The sequence below is a fragment of the Amycolatopsis speibonae genome (assembly GCF_042647925.1).
Lineage (GTDB): Bacteria > Actinomycetota > Actinomycetes > Mycobacteriales > Pseudonocardiaceae > Amycolatopsis > Amycolatopsis speibonae.
In genome coordinates, this window is record NZ_JBHRWK010000007.1 from 56,168 (window position 1) to 76,281 (window position 20,114).

At 70.8% G+C, this 20,114-nt stretch carries 9 protein-coding genes; 8 read left to right on the plus strand and 1 reads right to left on the minus strand.

The genetic code is table 11. From position 1 onward, the window contains the following. Position 1: 1 nt before the first annotated feature. From ACFOSH_RS03660 to ACFOSH_RS03685, 6 genes are all read left to right on the plus strand, one after another. Complete coding sequence (locus tag ACFOSH_RS03660; RefSeq protein WP_378237190.1) at positions 2–5,323, plus strand: type I polyketide synthase; 5,322 nt, start codon at positions 2–4, stop codon at positions 5,321–5,323. A 345-nt stretch (positions 5,324–5,668) separates the two neighbouring features. Further along, positions 5,669–8,707 carry a non-ribosomal peptide synthetase gene (locus tag ACFOSH_RS03665; RefSeq protein ID WP_378237191.1) on the plus strand — a complete coding sequence of 1,013 codons (3,039 nt, stop codon included), beginning with the start codon at positions 5,669–5,671 and terminating at the stop codon, positions 8,705–8,707. Next, on the plus strand, positions 8,704–14,136 hold the full coding sequence (locus ACFOSH_RS03670) for an amino acid adenylation domain-containing protein (RefSeq protein ID WP_378237192.1): 5,433 nt from the start codon (positions 8,704–8,706) through the stop codon (positions 14,134–14,136). The genes ACFOSH_RS03665 and ACFOSH_RS03670 overlap by 4 nt, the downstream gene beginning before the upstream one ends. Continuing rightward, positions 14,133–15,404 carry an ATP-grasp domain-containing protein gene (locus ACFOSH_RS03675; protein ID WP_378237193.1) on the plus strand — a complete coding sequence of 424 codons (1,272 nt, stop codon included), beginning with the start codon at positions 14,133–14,135 and terminating at the stop codon, positions 15,402–15,404. Before ACFOSH_RS03670 ends, ACFOSH_RS03675 begins: the two co-directional genes overlap by 4 nt. Continuing rightward, positions 15,401–16,678 (plus strand): ATP-grasp domain-containing protein, encoded by a 1,278-nt coding sequence (locus tag ACFOSH_RS03680; protein ID WP_378237194.1) that lies wholly within the window; start codon positions 15,401–15,403, stop codon positions 16,676–16,678. Before ACFOSH_RS03675 ends, ACFOSH_RS03680 begins: the two co-directional genes overlap by 4 nt. Continuing rightward, complete coding sequence (locus tag ACFOSH_RS03685; RefSeq protein ID WP_378237195.1) at positions 16,675–17,622, plus strand: TauD/TfdA family dioxygenase; 948 nt, start codon at positions 16,675–16,677, stop codon at positions 17,620–17,622. Before ACFOSH_RS03680 ends, ACFOSH_RS03685 begins: the two co-directional genes overlap by 4 nt. Before the next feature lie 372 nt (positions 17,623–17,994). On the opposite strand, the gene ACFOSH_RS03690 is transcribed toward ACFOSH_RS03685, so the two are convergent. Continuing rightward, positions 17,995–18,876: a manganese catalase family protein gene (locus ACFOSH_RS03690; RefSeq protein WP_378237196.1), complete on the minus strand. Its 882-nt coding sequence runs from the start codon at positions 18,874–18,876 to the stop codon at positions 17,995–17,997. A 422-nt stretch (positions 18,877–19,298) separates the two neighbouring features. Here ACFOSH_RS03690 and ACFOSH_RS03695 point away from each other — a divergent pair, with 422 nt between their 5' ends. After that, on the plus strand, positions 19,299–19,502 hold the full coding sequence (locus tag ACFOSH_RS03695; RefSeq protein WP_378237197.1) for a DUF3072 domain-containing protein: 204 nt from the start codon (positions 19,299–19,301) through the stop codon (positions 19,500–19,502). A gap of 85 nt (positions 19,503–19,587) precedes the next feature. Then, positions 19,588–20,061 (plus strand): hypothetical protein, encoded by a 474-nt coding sequence (locus tag ACFOSH_RS03700; protein WP_378237198.1) that lies wholly within the window; start codon positions 19,588–19,590, stop codon positions 20,059–20,061. The last annotated feature ends 53 nt before the right edge of the window (positions 20,062–20,114 follow it).

Sequence of the window (20,114 nt, forward strand, 5' to 3'; positions counted from 1 at the left end):
CGTGACCCACCACCCCGAAACCGGCACCGGCGATCCCGGCGCCGAACCGATCGCGATCGTCGGACTGGACGTGCGCGTGCCCGGCGCGCGTGACGCGCGGCAGTTCTGGCGCAACCTCGTCGACGGCGTCGAGTCGATCGTGCCCGCCACCCGCGAGGAGATGATCGCCCGCGGCGCCGAACCGGCCACTGTGGACGATCCGAGCTGGGTGAACGCCACCGCCGTGGTCGACGGCTTCGACGAGTTCGACGCGGAACTGTTCGGCATGACCAGCCGCGAGGCCGAGATCACCGACCCGCAGCATCGGCTGTTCCTCCAGTCGTGCCACGCCGCGCTGACCGACGCGGGCTACGACCCCGCCCGCTTCGACGGCGCGATCGGCGTCTACGGCGGTTCCGGAGGCACCGGCTACCTGAAGGAGAACCTGCTGCGCAACGAGCGGATCCTCGCCTCGCAGCACGGCGGTATCGGCATCTCGACCGGCAATCAGCCGAGCTACCTGACGACCTCGGTGTCGTACAAGCTCGACCTGCGCGGCCCGAGCCTCGCGGTGTTCACCGCTTGCTCGACGTCCCTGGTCGCGGTGCACCTGGCCTGCGAGGCGCTGCGCAACGGCGAGTGCGACATGGCCCTGGCCGGCGGGGTCAACCTGGAGATGCCGCACGGCATCGGTTACCTGGGCGTCGAAGGCTTCACCTCGCCGGACGGCCACGTGCGCGCGTTCGACGCCGACGCCAACGGCACGGTCTGGAGCAGCGGCGCCGGGGTCGTGCTGGTGAAGCGGCTGTCGCAGGCGATCGAGGACGGCGACCACATCCGGGGCGTGGTGCTGGGCAACGCGATCAACAACGACGGCGCCACCAAGGTCGGTTTCTCCGCGCCCAGCGTGTCCGGGCAGACGGAGGCTGTCGCGCAGGCCGTCGGCATGGCCGGTGTCGAGCCGCGCACCATCGGCTACGTCGAGGCGCACGGCACCGGCACCGCGCTCGGCGACCCGATGGAGATCACCGCACTGTCCACTGTGTACGGGAACGGGGTCGCGGACACCGGCTGGTGCGCGATCGGCTCGGTGAAGTCCAACATCGGCCACCTGTCGCAGGCGGCGGGCGTGGTCTCGTTGATCAAGGCCGTGCTCGTCATGGAGCACGGGCTGATCCCGCCGACCATCAACTACGAAGAACCCAACCCGGGTATCGACTTCCCGGCGAGCCCGTTCTACCCGGCGCGCGGGGTGACGAAATGGGAGGCGGGCCCGGTGCCGCGGCGGGCGGGCGTCAGCTCGTTCGGCGTCGGAGGCACCAACGCGCACGTCGTGCTGGAAGAGGCACCGACCCCGCAGCGGTTCCGGGCGCCGCACCCGGCGCACCTGCTGCGGGTGTCGGCCAACACCGCGGAAGCGCTCTCTACCGCGGTCGACAAGCTGGCCGAGCGGCTGGCGGAGGACGTCGACCTCGATCTCGCGGACGTGGCCCACACCCTGGCCGCCGGGCGCACCGAGTACCCGCACCGCGCGGTCGTCGTCGCCCGTGACCCGGAGGACGCTGTCGACGGGCTGCGGGACCCCCGGCGCCTCGTGTCCGCGCAGGCCGGGGAGACGAACGTGGCGTTCCTCTTCCCAGGGCAGGGTTCCCAATACGCCGGGATGGGCGCCGAGCTGTACGAGGCCGAGCCGGTGTTCGCCGCGACCGTCGATGAGTGCCTGCGGCTGCTCGAAGCCGAGCTGCCGGAGCTGCGCGACCTGATCTTCTCCTCCAATGGCGAGAAGGCGCTGCGGGAAACCCGCGTGACCCAGCCCGCGCTGTTCGTCGTCGAGTACGCACTGGCGAAGCTGTGGCAGAGCTGGGGCGTGCGGCCCGCGGCGATGATCGGTCACTCGGTCGGCGAGTACGTCGCCGCCACCGTCGCCGGGGTCTTCACCCTGCCGGACGCGCTGAAGCTGGTCGCCACACGCGGCCGCCTGATGCAGTCGATGCCCGCCGGGGCGATGCTGGCCGTTCAGCTCGACGAGGGGAGCGTCGCCACGCGGCTGCCGGGCACCCTCGCTGTCGCCGGGGTGAACGGGCCCGGCACGTGCGTCGTGGCCGGGCCGCCGGACGCGGTCGCGGACTTCGCGGCGACGCTCAAGGCCAGCGGCGTGCAGTGCCGCGAACTGGTGACCTCGCACGCGTTCCACTCGCCGATGATGGACCCGGTCCTCGCCGAGTTCACCGAGGCCGTCGCCGCCGTCGAGGCCGTCGCGCCCGAGTTGCCGTTCCTGTCGAACGTCACCGGCGACTGGATCACCGACGCTCAAGCGATCGACCCCGCCTACTGGGCTTCCCACCTGCGCCAGGCCGTCCGGTTCGGCGACTGCGTCAAGACCCTGTTCGAGCGCGGCGGCCGCTGGGCACTCGTCGAATGCGGCCCGGGTCATCAGCTGTCCGGGCTGGCCCGAGGCCAGGTCCCCAAGGGAATGCCCGCGCCGCAGCCGAGCCTGCCGGGCCGTACCGAGCGCATCGGTGACGTCGAAACACTGTATGGCGCCGCCGGTCTCTTGTGGACGAATGGGGTTTCCCTCCGGACAAGGATGTTCGGCGCGCCCGGCCACCGGGTACCGCTGCCCGGCTATCCGTACGCGCGCAAGCGGTACTGGGTCGATCCGGACCCGGTCACGGCCACCCAGCCCGCGCGGTCGAGCGGTCCGCTGCCGCTGGCCGAGTGGTTCGCGGTCCCGGCGTGGCGACAGGCGGAACCGGACCTGAGACGCGAGCCCTTCGCGAACGCGCTCGTCTTCGCCGCCGACGCCGTCCTGCCCGGACTGCTGCGGGACGCGGGTGTGACCGTCACCGAGGTGCGTCCCGGCGACGGGTTTACCGCGTCGGAGACCGGATTCACCGTCCGGCCCGGCGTGCGCGAGGACTATGACGCGCTCGTGTCCGCGCTGCCCACCCGGCCCGAACGAGTCGTGCACGCCTGGACGCTGGCCGGGGACGAACGCGGCATGGCCGCCCAAGACCGCGGGTTCTTCAGCGTGCTCAACCTCGTCCAGGCCTGGGGCGAGCCGGTGCGGATCGACGTGGTGAGCACCGGCACAGCCGACGTCACCGGCACCGACCTGACCCGCCCCGAGCACGCGACCCTCGCCGGCATCGCCCGGGTGGTGCCGCTGGAGGTCGCCGGAACGGTGGTGCGCCGGATCGATGTCGATCGCTTGCAAGACACCATCGCCGAGCTGTTCCGCCCGGCCGACGCGGCGGCCGAGGTCGCGCTGCGGGCCGGGCGTCGCTGGGTGCTGGACTACACCCAGCTCGAACTGCCCGCGACCGCCGAGCCGGTGCTGCGAGAGGGTGGCCGGTACCTGATCACGGGCGGGACCGGCGGGATCGGCATCACGCTCGCCGAGGACCTCGCCCGCCGGGTGCGGGCGAAGCTCGTGCTGCTCGCCCGCGCCGGGCTGCCGCCGCGGGCGGAGTGGGACGCGCACCTCGCCGCGCACGGCGGGACCGACCGCGCCGGGCGCACGATGCTCGCCGTGCGGCGGATGGAGGCCGCGGGCGCGGTGGTGCACGTCGTCGCCGCCGACGTCACCGACGCGGCGCGCCTGCGCGAGGTGCGTGAGCTGGCCGAGCGCGAGTTCGGCGGCCTCGACGGGATCGTGCACGCCGCCGGGATGCCCGGCGGCGGGGTCGCCGAGGTGAAGGAGCGGGCCGCGGCCGAGGCCGTGCTGGCCCCGAAGATCGCCGGGACGCTGGCTCTGGCCGAGGCGTTCGCCGACCTGCCGATGGACTTCGTCGCACTGTGCTCGTCGATCACCGCGGTGGTCGGCGGCATCGGGCAGGTCGACTACTGCGCCGCCAACAACTTCCTCGACGCTTACGCGCGGGGCGGTCACGGCTGGCAGGCGCGGCTGGTCTCGCATGCCTGGGGTGGCTGGGACGAAGTCGGTATGGCCGCGGAGGTGGCCGCGCCTGCCACGATCCGCACCGCCCGATCGCGGGCGCTCGGCCCGGTCGAGCACCCCGTGCTCACCACGCGCATCGAGGACGGCGCGCACGGGCTCGTCTCGGCGGCCACACACTGGCTGCTCGACGAGCACCGGATCGCCGGGGTGCCGGTGGTGCCGGGCACGGGACATCTGGAGACCGTCCGCGCGGCGGTGGCCGCGGCGCTGCCGAAGCCCGGTGACGGACACGTCGTCGAGCTGCGGGACGTCGCGTTCCTGGAGCCGTTCGGCGTCCCGGACGGCGCCACCGCGGAGTACCGCGTGGAGTTCGACGGCGACGACTTCACCGTGACCAGCCACGTCGCCGGCGCGAGCCGGACCCACGTGCGCGGATCCGCCGGGTGGGTCGCGGCGCGTCCGACGTCCACTGTGGACATCGAGGCGGTGGCAGGACGGACCGAGCCGATCGACGACGGGCACGGCTTCGGCACCGGCCGCACCAGCATGGTCACCTTCGGCCCGCGCTGGGCGGCGCTGCGCGAACACCGCATCGGCGCACAGGAGGAACTGGCCACGATCACGGCTCCCGAGGCGGCGGCGGGTGACGTCGGCGCGTGGGGACTGCACCCGGCACTGCTGGACGTCGCGACCGCGTTCGGCCGCGGCCGGGGGAGCGGCACCTACCTGCCGATGAGCTACGGCCGGATCGTCGTGCACGACGCGCTCCCGGCGAGTTTCCGCAGTCATCTGCGCTACCGCGATTCCGGTGGCGACCAGGTGGTGGCGGCCGACCTCTCGCTGTGCGACGAGACCGGCCGCGTGCTCGTCACGATCGAGGACTTCGTGCTGCGCCAGGTCGATCAGGACGCCGTGGGCGGCAGCCTTTCGGCACCCGCAGTGTCGACGGTGTCCACTGTGGACAAGGCGTCGACCGGGATCCGGCCGGTGGACGGCGCAGAGGCGTTCGTCCGGGCACTGGCCCCCGGCCTCGGCGGACAAGTGGTGATCAGCACCCTGCCGGTGCGGGAGCTGATCGAGCACCGGGTCAGCGCCGAAGAACTGGACGAACCCGGCGATGCGCCAGTCGCGGTGTCGGAGGACGACTACGTCGCCCCGCGCACCGAGCTGGAGACCGAGATCGCCCGGCAGTGGACCGAGCTGCTCGGCGTGGAGAAGATCGGCGTGCACGACGACTTCTTCGCCCTCGGCGGCAACTCGCTGGTCGCCATCCAGCTCATCGCCCAGGTGCGCAAGGCCACGGGCACGCGGCTGGCGATGAAGACGCTGTTCGAAGCGTCCACAGTGGCCACTCTGGTCGAGCGGATCGAGGAGCTGCGCGCCGGCAAGACCGAGGCGCCCGCCGAACCCGCCCGGACCACCATCCCGAAGCTCGAGCGCTGAGTCGTGCGGTGGGTCGTGACTCCACAGGCAGGATCTTCTGACACGAGCCGAGGGCCGGCCCGTTGGTCCGGCGTGCCCGCGACTGTCCACAAGGGACTCAAATCTTGCCATTGTGAACTTTTTGGGCGCTTTGCTCGGGGTCGTGAGTGGCAATGGTCGTTCTAACCCTCTTTGCCACTCACGACCCCTTGTGGAGCCGGGCAAAGTTCTTGAACCGGGCACTCCGGCGCCGCGAAGCGTCCCTTGTGGACACTCCCGCTGGCTCATCGACCGGTTCAGAACGCGCCAGAGGTTCGATCACGCCACCTTTGACCGGGTTCACCACCAGACACTGAACAGGAAATCATGAGCGACACGAAGGAATGGACGTTCCCGGCCTCGTTCGGGCAGGAGCGGATCTGGCTGTCCGGCCAGCTCGACCCGGCGTCCCCGGTGTACAACCTGCACTGCCAGGCCCGCCAGGACCGCCCGCTGACCGCGGCGCAGTGGCGCACCGCGCTCGGCGTCATCGTCGGGCGGCACGAGGCTCTGCGCACGTCGTTCCGCATGGACGGCGGGGCGCTCGTACAGGTGGTGCACGCCGAGGTGCCGATCGAGCCCGAGGTGCACGACCTGCGGGATCTGCCCGCCGACATCCGCGGTGACCGGCTCGCCGAACTCGTCGGCGCCGTCTCCCACGGGGCCATTCCGCTCGACTCGCCGCCGCCGTGGCGGGCCCAGGTGTGCCGCATGGCCGACGACGAGTGGGTGCTCACGTTCGTCGTGCACCACACCGTGTTCGACGCCGCCTCGGTGCTGGTGCTGGGGGCCGAGCTGGGCGAGGCGTGCGACGCCGTGTTCGAGGGCCGCGAGCCGAAGCTGCCCGAGCTGACCATCCAGTACCCGGACTACTCGGCCTGGCAACGCGGGCAGCTCGAAACGTCCGGCGGACAGCTGGACTACTGGCGGACGCAGCTCGCCGGGCTGCCGCCGGTGCACGGCCTGCCCACCGACCGGCCGCGCCCGGCGGAGCTGACGTTCACCGGTGACCAGGTGGACTTCGCCCTCCCCGACGGACTGATCGACCGGGTCGGCGAGCTGAGCCGGGAGCTCTCGGCGTCGCCGTTCATGGTGCTGCTGGCCGGCTACGCGGCACTGCTGTCTCGACTGTCCCGTGTGGACGACATCGTCGTCGGCGTCCCGGTCGCCGGTCGAGACCTGCCCGAACTGGCCGACCTGATCGGCATGTTCGTCAACCAGATGGCCGTGCGGGTCGACTGCTCGGGCGCACCCGCGTTCACCGAGCTGGTCGGCCGGGTCCGGACCACGCTGCTGGAGGCGATCGACCACAGCCAGGTGCCGTTCCAGGCGGTCGCCGAGGCGGCCGTCGCCGAGCGCGACCCCGGCGTGCAGGCGCTGTATCAGCTGGGGTTCAACTTCCTGCCCGACTCGGGGCTGGAGCCGGTCCGCTCGGCCACCGCGAAGGACGACATCGCGATCGACCTGACCGCCGTGGACGGCAGGCTCGTCTACCGCACCGACCTGTTCGACCGCGAGACCGCCGAAGCCGTGGCCGAGCGGTACCTGCGGCTGCTGACCGCGGCGCTGGCGGATCCGGCGCGGTCGGTCGCGGACCTCCCGCTGCTGTCGGACGCCGAGCGCGAGCTGGTCCTGACCGGGTGGAACCCGGCAGAAGTGTCCACCTCGGACGCGACGACCGTGCACGCCCGGTTCGAGGACCAGGTCCGGCGGACCCCGGACTCTCCCGCCGTCGACTTCGGCGGAGTTCGCCTGACGTACGCCGAACTGAACGCGCGTGCCAACCGTGTCGCACACCGGCTGCGTGAGCTGGGCGCCGGTCCCGGCACCGTCGTCGGCGTGTGCGTGCCGAATTCGGCGGACCTGCTGACCGGCGTGCTCGGGGTGCTGAAGAGCGGCGCGGCCTACGTCCCGCTCGACCCGGCCAACCCGGCTTCCCGGCAGGCGCTGATCCTCGCCGACGCGGGCGCCCCGTTCGTGCTGGTCACCGGAGAGTCCACAGTGGACACCAAAACGCTGGCCCTGGACGACCCGGCCGAGTGGTCCACCGCGGCCACCGAAGACCCGGAACCGGCGGCAGGGCCGGGCGACGTCGCCTACGTGATCTACACGTCGGGCTCGACAGGGCGGCCCAAGGGCGTCGAGGTCGAGCATCGGGCCGTCGACACGTACCTGGCGTGGGCGCGTGAGGCCTACCCCGGTCTGGCCGGGCGGGCGTTGCTGCACACGTCGCCGTCGTTCGACCTCACCGTGACGACGCTGCTCGGCACCCTCACCGCCGGGGGCGCGGTGGTCGACGGCGGCCGCCCGACGTTCGTCAAGGCGACCCCGACGCACCTCGCCGTCCTCGCCGAGGAGTTGTTCCCGACGGGGGAGCTGGTGCTCGGTGGCGAAGCGCTGACGGCCGAAGCCGTTCAGTCGTGGCGGAAGCGGCACCCCGGCACACTCGTCGTCAACGAGTACGGCCCGACCGAGGCCACGGTGGGCTGCGTCGTGCACCGGATCGAACCCGGGGACGCACTGCCGTCCGGCCCCGTTCTGATCGGCCATCCGGTGCCCGGCACCCGTGTGTACGTCCTCGACGAGCGGCGGCAGCCGGTGCCGCCGGGCGTCCCGGGCGAGCTGTACGTCGCCGGGCCGCAGCTCGCCCGCGGCTACCTCGGGCTGCCGGACCTGACCGCCGAGAAATTCGTCGAGGGTCCGTCCGGCCGGATGTACGCGACCGGTGACCTCGCCCGCTGGCGCCGCGACGGCACGCTCGACTACCTCGGCCGCGTCGACGAGCAGGTGAAGCTGCGCGGCTACCGCATCGAGCCCGGCGAAGTCGAAGCGGCGCTGCGCGAGCTGCCGGAAGTGCGGGACGCGGCTGTGGCGGTCCGCGGCGACGCGCTCGTCGGCTATGTCGTCGGCAGCACCGAGGGCGCGGCCGAGGCCCTGCGGAAGACGTTGCCGGAGTACCTGGTGCCGACCCGGTTCGTGACGCTCGACGCGCTGCCGATGGCGGCCAGCGGCAAGCTCGACCGGGCCGCGCTTCCGGATCCCGAACCCGATAAGGCGACGGCGTACGTCGCACCCCGGACCGCGGCCGAAGAACTCGTCGCCGAGGTGCTCGGCGAGCTGCTCGGCGTCGACGATCTCGGTGCGCACGACGATTTCTTCGCCCGTGGCGGCAACTCGCTGCTGGCGATCCGCGCGATGGCCCGGCTCCGCAAACAGATCGAGGTCGACATCCCGGTGCGGGGGCTTTTCACCCTCACCACCGTCGCCGGGCTCGCCGCCGAGATCGAGCGGCGGCTCGCCGAGGACCTCGACCAGCTCAGTGACGAAGAGGTCCAGCGCCAGCTGGCCGAAGGCGAGCTCTCATGACCACGATCGACGAAACCAGCGCGGCCGCGCGCCGCGCTTTGCTCGAACGGCGGCTGCGACGGCGCGCGGAGCCGGCCGCGACCATCACGCCGCGTCCCGGCGACGCCGTCGTCCCGCTGTCGTATCAGCAGGAACGCGTCTGGTTCATGGAGCAGTTCGCGCCGGGCACCGGGTCGTACCACGTCCCGGTGCCGATCCGGCTGACCGGACGGCTCGACGTCGCCGCGCTTCAGTCCGCTTTGGACACCCTGCCGGTGCGGCACGAGGCGCTGCGGATGCGTTTCCCGGCCGGGGAAGACGGGCAGCCGAACGTCCACATCGAATCCTCGGCCACAGTCCATATGTCCATTGTGGAAGCCGGAAGCGAGGAAGCGGCTCGCGCGGCCGTCGACGCCGCGGCGGCCGAGACGTTCGACCTGGCCACGGGCCCGCTGCTGCGCGCGACCCTGGCCCGGGTGTCCGACGAGGAGCACCTGCTGGTCCTGTGCACGCACCACATCGTGGGCGACGGCTGGTCGGTCGACCTGCTGCTGCGTGACCTCGCCGCGCAGTACCACGCCCTGAGCACCGGCGGCACGGCCGAGCTGCCCGCGCTGAGCATCGGGTATGGCGACTTCGCGCACTGGCAGCGCCGGACGCTCACCGGTGGCGAGCTCGACCGGCAGCTGGAGCACTGGCGGGCGCAGCTCACCGGGGTCGAGCCCCTGGAGCTGCCCACCGACCGGCCCCGGCCCGCCAAGCAGAGCTTCGACGGCGCGATCCACGAGTTCTTCGTCGAGCGCGATCTCGCCCGTGCCCTCGGCGAGCTGAGCCGCGGGCACGGCGTCACGCTCTTCATGACCCTGCTGGCCGCCTACCAGGTGCTGCTGGCGCGGTACTCGGGCCAGGAGGACTTCGCGATCGGCTCGTCGTCGGCCGGGCGCGGCCTGCCCGAGCTGGAGGGCGTGGCGGGCATGTTCATCAACATGCTGCCCCTGCGTGCCCAGCTCGCGGGCGATCCGACGTTCGCCGAGCTGCTCGAACGCACCCGGCGGCACGTGCTGGACGCTTTCGAGCACGCCGACGTCCCGTTCGAGCGGCTGGTGAACGCGCTCGGCGTGCCCCGCGACGTCAGCCGCTCGCCGGTGTTCCAGGCGATGTTCGTGCTGCAGAACTACGAGATGGGCCGGATGGGCGCGGCCGGGGAGTCCGATGTGGACTTCCGCTGGCTGCCGATGGACCTGCCCGCGACCCGATTCGACTTCGAGTTCCACGCGATCGAGGTCGAAAGCGGGCTGATCGCCAAGTTCGTGCACAACACCGCGCTGTTCACCGCGGACACGGTCGCCGGGATGGCCGGACGGCTGGTCACGCTGCTGAGCTCGATCGTCGCCGACCCGGAGAGGCGACTGTCCGAATTGGACATCCTCGACGCCGGGCAGCGCGAACTCGTCCTGGAGGGCTGGAACGCCACGACGGCCGAGTTCCCGCAGACCACCCTGCACGCGCTCGTCGAGGAGCAGGCCGCCCGGACGCCGGACGCGCCCGCGGTGACCTTCCGAGGCGAGTCTCTGACCTACCGCGAGCTGGACGAGCGAGCGAACCGGCTCGCGCACCGGTTGCGTGGCCTCGACGTCGGACCGGGCGTGCTCACCGGGGTGTTCGCGGAGCGGTCGTTCGAGCTGGTCGTCGCGCTCCTCGGCGTGCTGAAAGCCGGTGGCGCCTACGTCCCGCTCGACCCGGAGTACCCGGCCGATCGGCTGGCGTTCATGCTGCGGGACGCGGCCGCGCCCGTCGTGCTGACGCAGGCGGCGTTGCGCGAAACGCTGGGTTTCCAGTGCGACGCGACCGTCATGGTTCTAGACGACCCTGCCGAGACGGCCGGGCAGCCAGGTACACCGCCCGAGCCGCTCGCCGGACCGGACGACCCGGCGTACGTCATCTACACCTCGGGTTCGACCGGCCAGCCGAAAGGCGTGCCCAACGGTCACCGCGGCATCGTCAACCGGCTCGACTGGATGCAGCGCGCGTACCGCCTCGACGGCACCGATTCGGTGCTGCAGAAGACCCCGGCCGGCTTCGACGTGTCGGTCTGGGAGTTCTTCTGGCCCTTGATGACCGGCGCGCGGCTCGTGCTCGCCGAACCCGGCGGCCACAAGGACGCCGCGTACCTGCGCGAGCTGCTCGCGTCCGAAGGCATCACCACCGCGCACTTCGTGCCGTCGATGCTCACACTGTTCCTCGCGGAACAAGGCGTCGAGACCTGCACAGCGCTGCGGCGGGTCGTGTGCAGCGGCGAGGAACTGCCGCTCGACGCCGCCCGCGAGTTCACCCGGCGGCTGCCGGACTGCGAGCTGCACAACCTCTACGGCCCGACCGAAGCCGCCATCGACGTCACCGCCTGGCATTGCACACCGGCCGCGCTCGCGGAGGTCGCGTCGGTGCCGATCGGGGCGCCGATCCAGAACATCCGGATCTACGTTCTCGACCGGGCCGGGCGGCCGTGCCCGGTCGGCGTTCCCGGCGAACTGCACATCGCCGGAGTCGGCCTCGCCCTGGGCTACCACAACCGCCCGGAACTGACGGCCGAGCGGTTCGTGCCCGATCCGTTCCACAGTGGACGGATGTACCGGACCGGCGACCTCGCGCACTGGCGCCCGGACGGGACGATCGCGTTCCTCGGCCGGATCGACCACCAGGTCAAGCTGCGCGGCCTCCGCATCGAGCTGGGGGAGATCGAGACGACTTTGCGCGCCCAGCCGGGGGTGCGCGACGCCGCCGTGATCGTCCGCGAGGACACGCCGGGGGACAAGCGGCTGGTCGGGTACGTCGTCGGCGACGCCGAGCCCGGCGCGCTGCGGACGGCGCTCAAGCAGAGCCTTCCGGACTACATGGTCCCGCCGTCGATCGTCGGGCTCGACGAGCTGCCGCTCACCCCGAACGGCAAGCTCGACCGCAAGGCGCTGCCCGCACCGGTCGCGTCCCGGGACGCGACCAAGGAGCTGGTCGCGCCGTCGACCCCGGTCGAGATCCTGCTGGCCGGAATCTGGCGGGACGTGCTCAAAGTGGACGAACTGGGTGTCGACGACGACTTCTTCGACCTCGGCGGCCACTCGATGCTGGCCACCCAGGTGGTGGCGCGGATCGGCAAGGCGGGTGCCGGGCAGGTCGGCGTCATGGATCTGTTCCAGCACCGCACGATCCGCGAGCTGGCGTCCTTCATGGACGGTGACCCCACCGACCGGCCGCGCCATCTGCTGTACGAGCTGACCAAGCCGACGACACAGCGGACGCTGACCTACGTCTGCTTCCCGTACGGCGGCGGCAGCGCGATCGTCTACCAGCCGCTGGCCGACGCGCTCCCGGAGGGCTACTCGCTCTACTCGGTCGCCATCCCCGGCCACGACGTCGGACTGTCCGAAGAGGCCCTGCCCTTCGACGACCTGGTCGAGCGGCTGGCCGACGAGATCCTCGACCGCGTCGACGGCCCGCTGGCCATCTACGGTCACTGCGGTGTCGGCAACGCACTCGCCGTCGCCGTCTCCCGGCTGCTCGAAGAGCGCGGCCGCGAGCTGGAGGTCGTCTACATCGGCGCGATCTTCCCGTTCGCCCGCATGAAGGGTGCGATGGGCACGCTGCGCACCCGGCTGGAGAAGCTGCGCAGCAACCGGTACTACTCGAACTGGCTCAAGGGCATGGGCGTCGACACCGACGACCTCGACCCGGCGCAGGCCGATCGGATCATCACGAACATGCGCGCCGACAGCCGCGCCGCCGAGGAGTACTTCAGCGGCCTGCTCGACGCCCGCGTGGCCAAACTGCGCGCGCCGATCGTGTCGGTGGTCGGCTCCGAGGACCCGGTCACCGACTACTACGCCGAGCGGTACCGGGAATGGGAGTTCCTCACCGACACCACCGCGCTCGTGGTGCTCGACCGGGCCGGGCACTTCTTCCTTCGCTACCGGGCCGAAGAACTCGCGGAGATCGTCACGCAAGTGCACCCGGCGCTGGACGATCCCGGCGAGCTCGACGTCCGCGCCCGCGGCGGCGACGCGGCCTGGGCGGTGCACGAGACCCATCGGGCGGAGGTGGACGACAAACCCTCGGTGAAGCCGAGCATGGCCCGGTTCCTCACGATCACGGCAGGGCAACTGGTGTCCTCGACCGGCTCGGCGCTGACGTCGTTCGCGGTGCCGATCTGGCTCTACACCCGCACGGGCTCGGTCGCCGACCTCGGCCTGCTGTGGGCGCTCGCGCTGCTGTTCGGCGTGCTCGTCCTGCCGGTGGCCGGTGCCCTGGTCGACCGTGGCGACCGGCGGCGGATCATGATCGCGGCCAGTGGCGTCGCGGGCGGGATCCAGCTGGTCCTGGCGTTGCTGCTGATCACCGGGCACGTCCAGCTGTGGCTGTTCTACGTGCTGATCCCGCTCGGGTCGGTGGCCGCGTCGTTCCAGCGCATCGCCTACCAGTCGTCGGTGGCGCAGCTGGTGCCGAAGCAGTACCTCGGTCACGCGATGGGCCTCGCGCAGCTGTCCACCGGTTTCGCCCAGCTGCTGATGCCGGTGCTCGCGGCCGGACTGCTGGCGGCGATCCAGCTGTCCGGCATCCTGATCCTGGACATGGTGAGCTACGCGTTCGCGATCGTGGGCCTGCTGTTGGTGCGGTTCCCGGACATGATGGGCTGGCGCCCGCGCGAGCCGCTGCTGACGGCGATCGCGGGCGGGCTGCGGTACTCGTGGAACCACCGCGGCTTCCGCACGATGCTGCTGTATTTCGCGCTGGCGAACGTTTTCCTCGCACCCGCGCTGGTACTGGTCTCGCCGCTCGTGCTGTCGTTCGGCTCGGTCACCGACGTCGCACAGGTGGCGCTGGCCGAGGCCCTCGGCGCGGTGGCGGGCGGGATCGGGATGGCGCTGTGGGGCGGCCCGCGGCACCGGCGGATGGTCGGCGTGCTCGCCGGCAACGTCGGGATCGCGCTCGGCAGCCTGGTGATGGGCCTGCGGCCGTCGCTGATCGTCGTCGCGGCCGGGGTGTTCCTCCTGGCCGCCGCGATGTCCGTGTCGCAGGGCATCTACGCGACGCTGGTGCAGGTCAAGGTGCCGCAGCGATTCCACGGCCGGGTGTTCGCGATCAACCAGACGATCACGTGGTCGACACTGCCGATCGGGTTCGCCGTGCTGGCGCCGCTGGCCGTCGGCTGGTTCTCGCCGCTGCTGGCGCCGGGCGGCGCACTGACCGGATCGGTCGGCGCCGTGCTCGGCACCGGCGAGACCCGGGCCATCGGCCTCGCCTACGTCGTCTTCGCGCTGATCCTGCTGCTGATCAACGTGGGCGGGTTCTCGCTGCGGCTGCTGCGCCGGTTCGACACCGAGGTGCCCGATTCACTGCCCGACGACCTGGTCGGGGCGCAGGAACGGGAGCGCAAGCTCGCCGGGAAGGAGGCCGCGTGAGTACGGCGGTGCTGGTCAGGGAGGCCCGCGGGCATTGGGTCGGCGAGGTCGCGCCGTCGATGCGGGCGGCCGGGCACCGGGTAGTGCTGCTCGCCCCGCCGATGGACGCGGCCGAGCGGGCCGCGCTGGCAGATGTGGTCGACGACGTCGTCGCGCTCGACGACGTCCACGACCCGGAAGCCGTCGAGGCGAAGGTCCGGGAGATCGACGGCGGCGCGCTGGCCGGCATCTTCACCGGCTCGGACGGCGCCATCGCGAGCACCGCCCGCGCCGCGGAGCTGCTCGGGGTGGCGCGCTGCCCGGCGTCGGTGTTCGCCTTGTGCGCGAACAAGTTCGCCGTCCGGGAGGCCCTCGCCGCAGCTGGGCTGCCCGGGCCCGCGTACGCCCTGATCTCGTCGGCCGCCGAGGCGGCGTCGGTGGCTTCGGCGGTCGGGCTTCCTGCGATCGTCAAGCCGGTCAACGGCGCGGGCAGCAACCTCGTCCGCGCCGTGTCCACTGTGGACGAACTGGCATCCGCGTACGAGCTGCTGGCCGCGCGGCTGCCCGAGTCCGCGGATCCGCGTTACCACCGTCCACTGGGGACACTGGATCCTTCGACGACCTTCCTCGTCGAAGGATTCCTGCGCGGCCCGGAGTACGCGGTGGACGTGCTGATCCGCGACGGCGTGGCCGAGCCTGTCGAGATCCTCGACAAGCCGCTGATCGACGAGCGGAAGTTCGAGCTGGCGCTGTCGTGCCCGCCCGCCGGGCTCACCGGCGACCGGGCCGAGCTGGTCACCACGGCGGCGGTCGCCGCGGTCCGCGCGCTGGGTCTCGACAACACCTGCGCCCACGTCGAGCTGATCGACGACGTCGACCGCGGTCCGACGATCGTCGAGGTCAACGCGGGCAGGCCCGCCGGGTCGATCATGCCGCTGCTGGCGAAGCTGCGCACCGGCATCGACGTGTTCGCCGAGCTGGCGGCGCTCGCGGTGGGCGCACCGCCACCAGTGCGGGAACCTGCGAAACTGCCGATCCCGCTGGGCATGCTGATCCTCTACGCGGCCGGTTCGGGCCGGTTGACGAAGATCGGCGGGCTCGACGAGATCGCCGAACTGCCCGAGGTGATCGACGTCGTCACCACCGTCTCGCCGGGGCAGGTGCTCACCGACGAACAGGAGACTTACGCGGTCAACCTCGTCGTGGCGGGGTTCGCCGATCACGACGACCTCGCCGCCCTGCACGCGGAGGCGAGCAAGCTCGTCCGGCTCGACCTGGAGGAAGTGTGAACACCGCGTTCGTGGTCCGGGAGACCGCAGGGCAGTGGATCGCCGACGTCGTGGCCGCCGTGCGCGCGACAGGCCTGCGGGCCGAGCTGGTCACCCAACCCCTGGAACCGGCCGAGCAGGCACAGCTGACGGAACTGGTGGACGGCTTCGTCGTCGTCGACGACGTCCGTGACGCCGAAGCCGTCGCCGAGGCGATCCGGGCGCGGACCGGCAGCCCGGCCGGGGTGGTGACAGCCGCCGAGGGGATCATCGCGAGCGTCGCCCGTGCGGCCGAGCTGCTCGACGTCGCGCGCTGCCCGGCGTCGGTGTTCACCTTGACGCACAACAAGTTCGCGGTCCGGGAGGCGCTGGCCGCGGCCGGGTTGCCAAGCCCGCGTTGCGCGCTGATCGCCGCCGAGTCCGATGCGGCGTCGGTGGCTTCGGCGGTCGGGCTCCCGGCGATCGTCAAGCCGGTGAACGGCGCGGCGAGCAACCTCGTGCGCACGGTGTCCACTGTGGATGAACTGGCGGCGGCGTACCGGCTGCTGGCCGGGCGGTTGCCGCTGTCGGAGGACGCCCGGTACCACCGGCTCATCGGTGGAGGACCGTCGCCGATCGACCCGGCGAAGGTGTTCCTCGTGGAAGGCCTGCTGCGCGGTCCCGAATACGCGATCGATGTCTTGGTGCGCGACGGCGTCGCGGAGCCGGTGGCCGTGGTGGAGAAGCCGCTGATCGACGAGCGCAAGTTCGAGCTCGGCATGGTCTGCCCGCCGCTCGAACTGTCCGAAAAGGACACCGAACGGCTGTTCGCGGCGGTGACGGCCGCCGCGCTCGCGCTGGGCCTGGACAACACCTGCGCGCACGTGGAGCTGATCGACGACGCCGAACTGGGCCCCACGATCGTCGAGGTGAACGCTGGCCGCCCGGCCGGCGGCGCCCAGCCGGTGCTGCTGAAGCTCGCGACCGGCATCGACGTCGTCGCCGAAGCCGTGTCGCTGGCACTGGGAACGCCGCCGCCCGCGCGAGGTGCGGGCTTACCGGTGCCGGTGGGCTACCTGATCTTCTACGCCGAGGGCACCGGACGGCTGGTCCGCGTCGACGGCACCGACGAGGTCGCCGACCTGCCGGAGGTCCTGGAGGTCGTCACGATCGTGCGCCCCGGGCAACTGCTCACCGACGACCAGGAGATCTACGCGGTGAACGTCCTCGCCGCCGGGTTCGCCGACACCGAAGACCTCGCCGCGCTGCACGCCGAGGCCGCCAAACTGATCCGATTCGAACTGGAGGAGTCATGACCGCCGAACTCACGGCGAACCTCGGCCACAGCGCCCACTACGTCGAGGGCAACGAACACACGAAAATCACCGTGTACGCGGCCACGGGCCTGGACTGGGTGCGCGCACACCGCGAAGCACTGCAGGACCGGCTGCGCGAGCACGGCGCGATCCTGCTGCGCGGGATGCCCGCCGACCTGACGGTGTTCAACCAGGTCACCGAGGAGATCGGTGGCTCGCTGCTGACGTACACGGAACGGTCGACGCCGCGGTCGGTGGTCGCGGGCAACATCTACACCTCGACGGAATACCCGCCTGCCGAGTCGATCCCGATGCACAACGAGAACTCGTACTCGGCGCACTGGCCGGCCCGTCTGTTCTTCCTGTGCGACACGGCGGCCGAAACCGGCGGCGCGACGCCGATCGCCGACAGCCGCGCGATGTACCGCCTGCTGCCGGCGGACCTGCGCGAGCGGTTCGCGGGCGGCGTCACCTACACCCGGGCGTTCCGCGAAGGCCTCGGACTGACCTGGCAGGAGGCGTTCCAGACCGACGACCGCCAGGCGGTGGCGGACTACTGCGCCGATAACGGGCAGACGTACGAGTGGACCGACGAAGGCCTGCGCACGCGGCACGTACGCCCGTCCTTCGTGGTGGAACCGCACACGGGCGCGACGGTGTGGTTCAACCAGGCCAACCTGTTCCACGTCTCGAGCCTGGGGGAGGAGGTCAGCGAGGCGCTGCTGGAGCTGTACCCCGAGGAGGACCTGCCCCGCAACGCGGCCTTCGCCGACGGCTCGCCGATCCCGCAGGCGGACCTGGCCACGATCAAGGCGACGTACGACGAGGTCAGCTACGCGTTCCCGTGGCAGCCGGGCGACGTCATGGTGATCAACAACATGCTGATGGCCCACGGACGCGAGCCGTTCACGGGCAAGCGGCGGACCCTGGTCGCGATGACGTGATCAGGCTCAGGGCTTCGAGGGCGGCGGCCGAGGACGAGCTCTTCGAGGCGCAGATGATCTGGACGAGGAGCCCGACACGCAGTTGAGCTCTCGGTCGGTACCTCGCGGCCGGCCGACGCCTCGCACTGAGCACCGACGCGACCCGGCCGGATCGGACGAGGTGGCGGATCCACTCTGGGAAGCCGAGGTTTCTTGCCTTTGCCGCGTACGAAGACGATGCCGACGAGTAGCCGTGTTTCCCCCATCTGGCTGGCTTCCGGCAAGAAGAAGCCGAGGACACCCAGAACGAGGTGTACCAGCGCGATTCGCCTCTCATCCGCCGCGCGAAACCCCTCCTCGCGGAGACGAGAGGAGGGGCCTGCGCGTCGTTCGTCAGTCCTTGGACTTGCGGGTGGCCTTGTGTTTCGCCGCCTTGGCCTTACCCTTGACCGTTCCCACGGCGTCCTGGATCGGTGCGTAGGTGCCGAAGAGCGCCGGATCCGGTTTGGGAGCCGTGCCCGGCCCGCCAAGGGGCTCGGGATCTTGCAGGTACTCGATCCCCTCGTCGCCGAAGCTCCAGCCTCCCTTGGCTCCGTCCGTGCCGTCGGAAAGGCGCCAGATGGTGTTGTTGTGTTCCTGGTCCTCTTCGTCGAACAAGGCCGTCGGGGCGATATCGCTCTCCAGCCCGTCGGCCTTCAACTCCTCGATCGCGGCCAGCCACTGCTTCTGGTGCACGGTGTCGCGGGCGAGGTTGAACTGGAGCATCGCCTTCACACCGGGATCGTCGGTCATGTTGTAGAGGCGCGCGGTCTGCAACCGTCCCTGCGCCTCCGCGGCCACGTTCGCCCGGAAGTCAGCCAGCAGGTTGCCCGACGCCACGATGTACCGGCCGTTCCACGGCACGCCGTTGGAATCCGACGGCAGTGCTCCACCGCCACCGACGATCGCCTGCTGGATGTCCATCCCGCCCAGCACCGCCGCCATCGCCGGATCCTTCACCGCCTCCGCCGTGGCAGTGGCGGGAGCGCCTTCCAGCAGCCTGGCGACCATGGTGGCGAGCATCTCGACATGCCCGATCTCCTCGGTGGCCGTGTCCATGATCAGATCCTTGTACTTGCCTTCCATCCGGCAATTCCAGCCCTGGAACAGGTACTGCATCGTCACCGACATCTCCCCGAACGCGCCGCCGATGAGCTCCTGCAACTTGCGCGCGTAGACGGCATCGGGTTTCTCCGGCTTGGCTTCGAACTGGAGCAGTTTGGTATGACGGAACACGGCTGACCTCCCAAGGACTCCCTGCACCAGGGAAAGCCCTCGACCGGAGTGATGGATCCCGGACGGTCTTTTCCAGCCAGGACCCGTAGACACCTGCCTGGTTACCCGCCGATTCCTTTTCCACACCTCGTCCTCGAACAGGTGTGAAGCGGGCGGATACGGGAACCCGACGGCAACCGGGCTCTGAGCAGGAGAATCCATGCCCGACAGGAAAAGCGAAGACGTCATCGCACTGCTGCACCGTCAGCGGTAGGGCGACCGGTCCGCAAACGTGGTGTGAGAGGGAAGCGGAGGGGGTAGTCCGCAGCAGTTACCCCGAGTGTGAAGGAGGCCCCCTGATGCCCAGTCGATTGACGGTGCGGCGATGTGCGTGCCCGCTGTGGACAGGCGGACGAATCGAATGTCGGTGAGAGGAGCAGATCGTGGTGGATGGCCTTGAGCCCAATCCGGAGAAGGCCCCGGAGGAATGGGTTACCGGTGACGAGCCGATGACCGGGCCGCAGCGTTCGTATCTGGGGACGTTGGCACAGGAGGCGGGTGAGGACGTGCCGGGGAATCTGACCAAGGCCGAGGCGTCGGAGAAGATCGACGATCTCCAGCGGAAGACCGGCCGCGGTACGGAGTGATCCTCGCCGGGCGTTCGGCGGATCCTGGCGCGCTTGTCGGAGACAGGACGGTCGAGATGCTCCCCTCCTGAGCTAGGCTCGGCCGGTGAACCCGGCGGAACTGGTGGGCCTCTGGTCGAGTGAGCCGTACGAGTACGGCTCGATGGAGCTGACCGAGCTGGCGTTGCTCGCCGACGGCCGCGGCTGGTCGCTGTTCGAGAACTCGGGTGGCGCGTACGAGATCGAACGGTTGACCTGGAACGCTCCCGAGCCGGGCCGCTTGGAACTGCACACGCACCTTTACGTTTCAGCCGAGTTCGGCGAGAAGCAGGTGGAGGTCGAACAGCAGTCGCCGCTGGACGGGCGGCAGAACGTCGCTTACACCCTGACCGAAGACACCACCGTGCTGGAGCCTGTCGGCTTCGTCGCGCTTCACCTGAGCGAGCGCGTGGTGGTCCGGTCCCGCTTCGGTCTGACACGGCGTGAGGTCACGGTTGCGGACGACCGGACCCACGCCGTCCTTCCGTACGACTGGAAGTGCGTCATCAGCGGGCCTCTTGCGGAGCCAGCAGATCGTTGAGCCAGGGCAGGACCGCGGAGCGCGGATCGACCGAGCGGGGCAGAAGTCCGTGG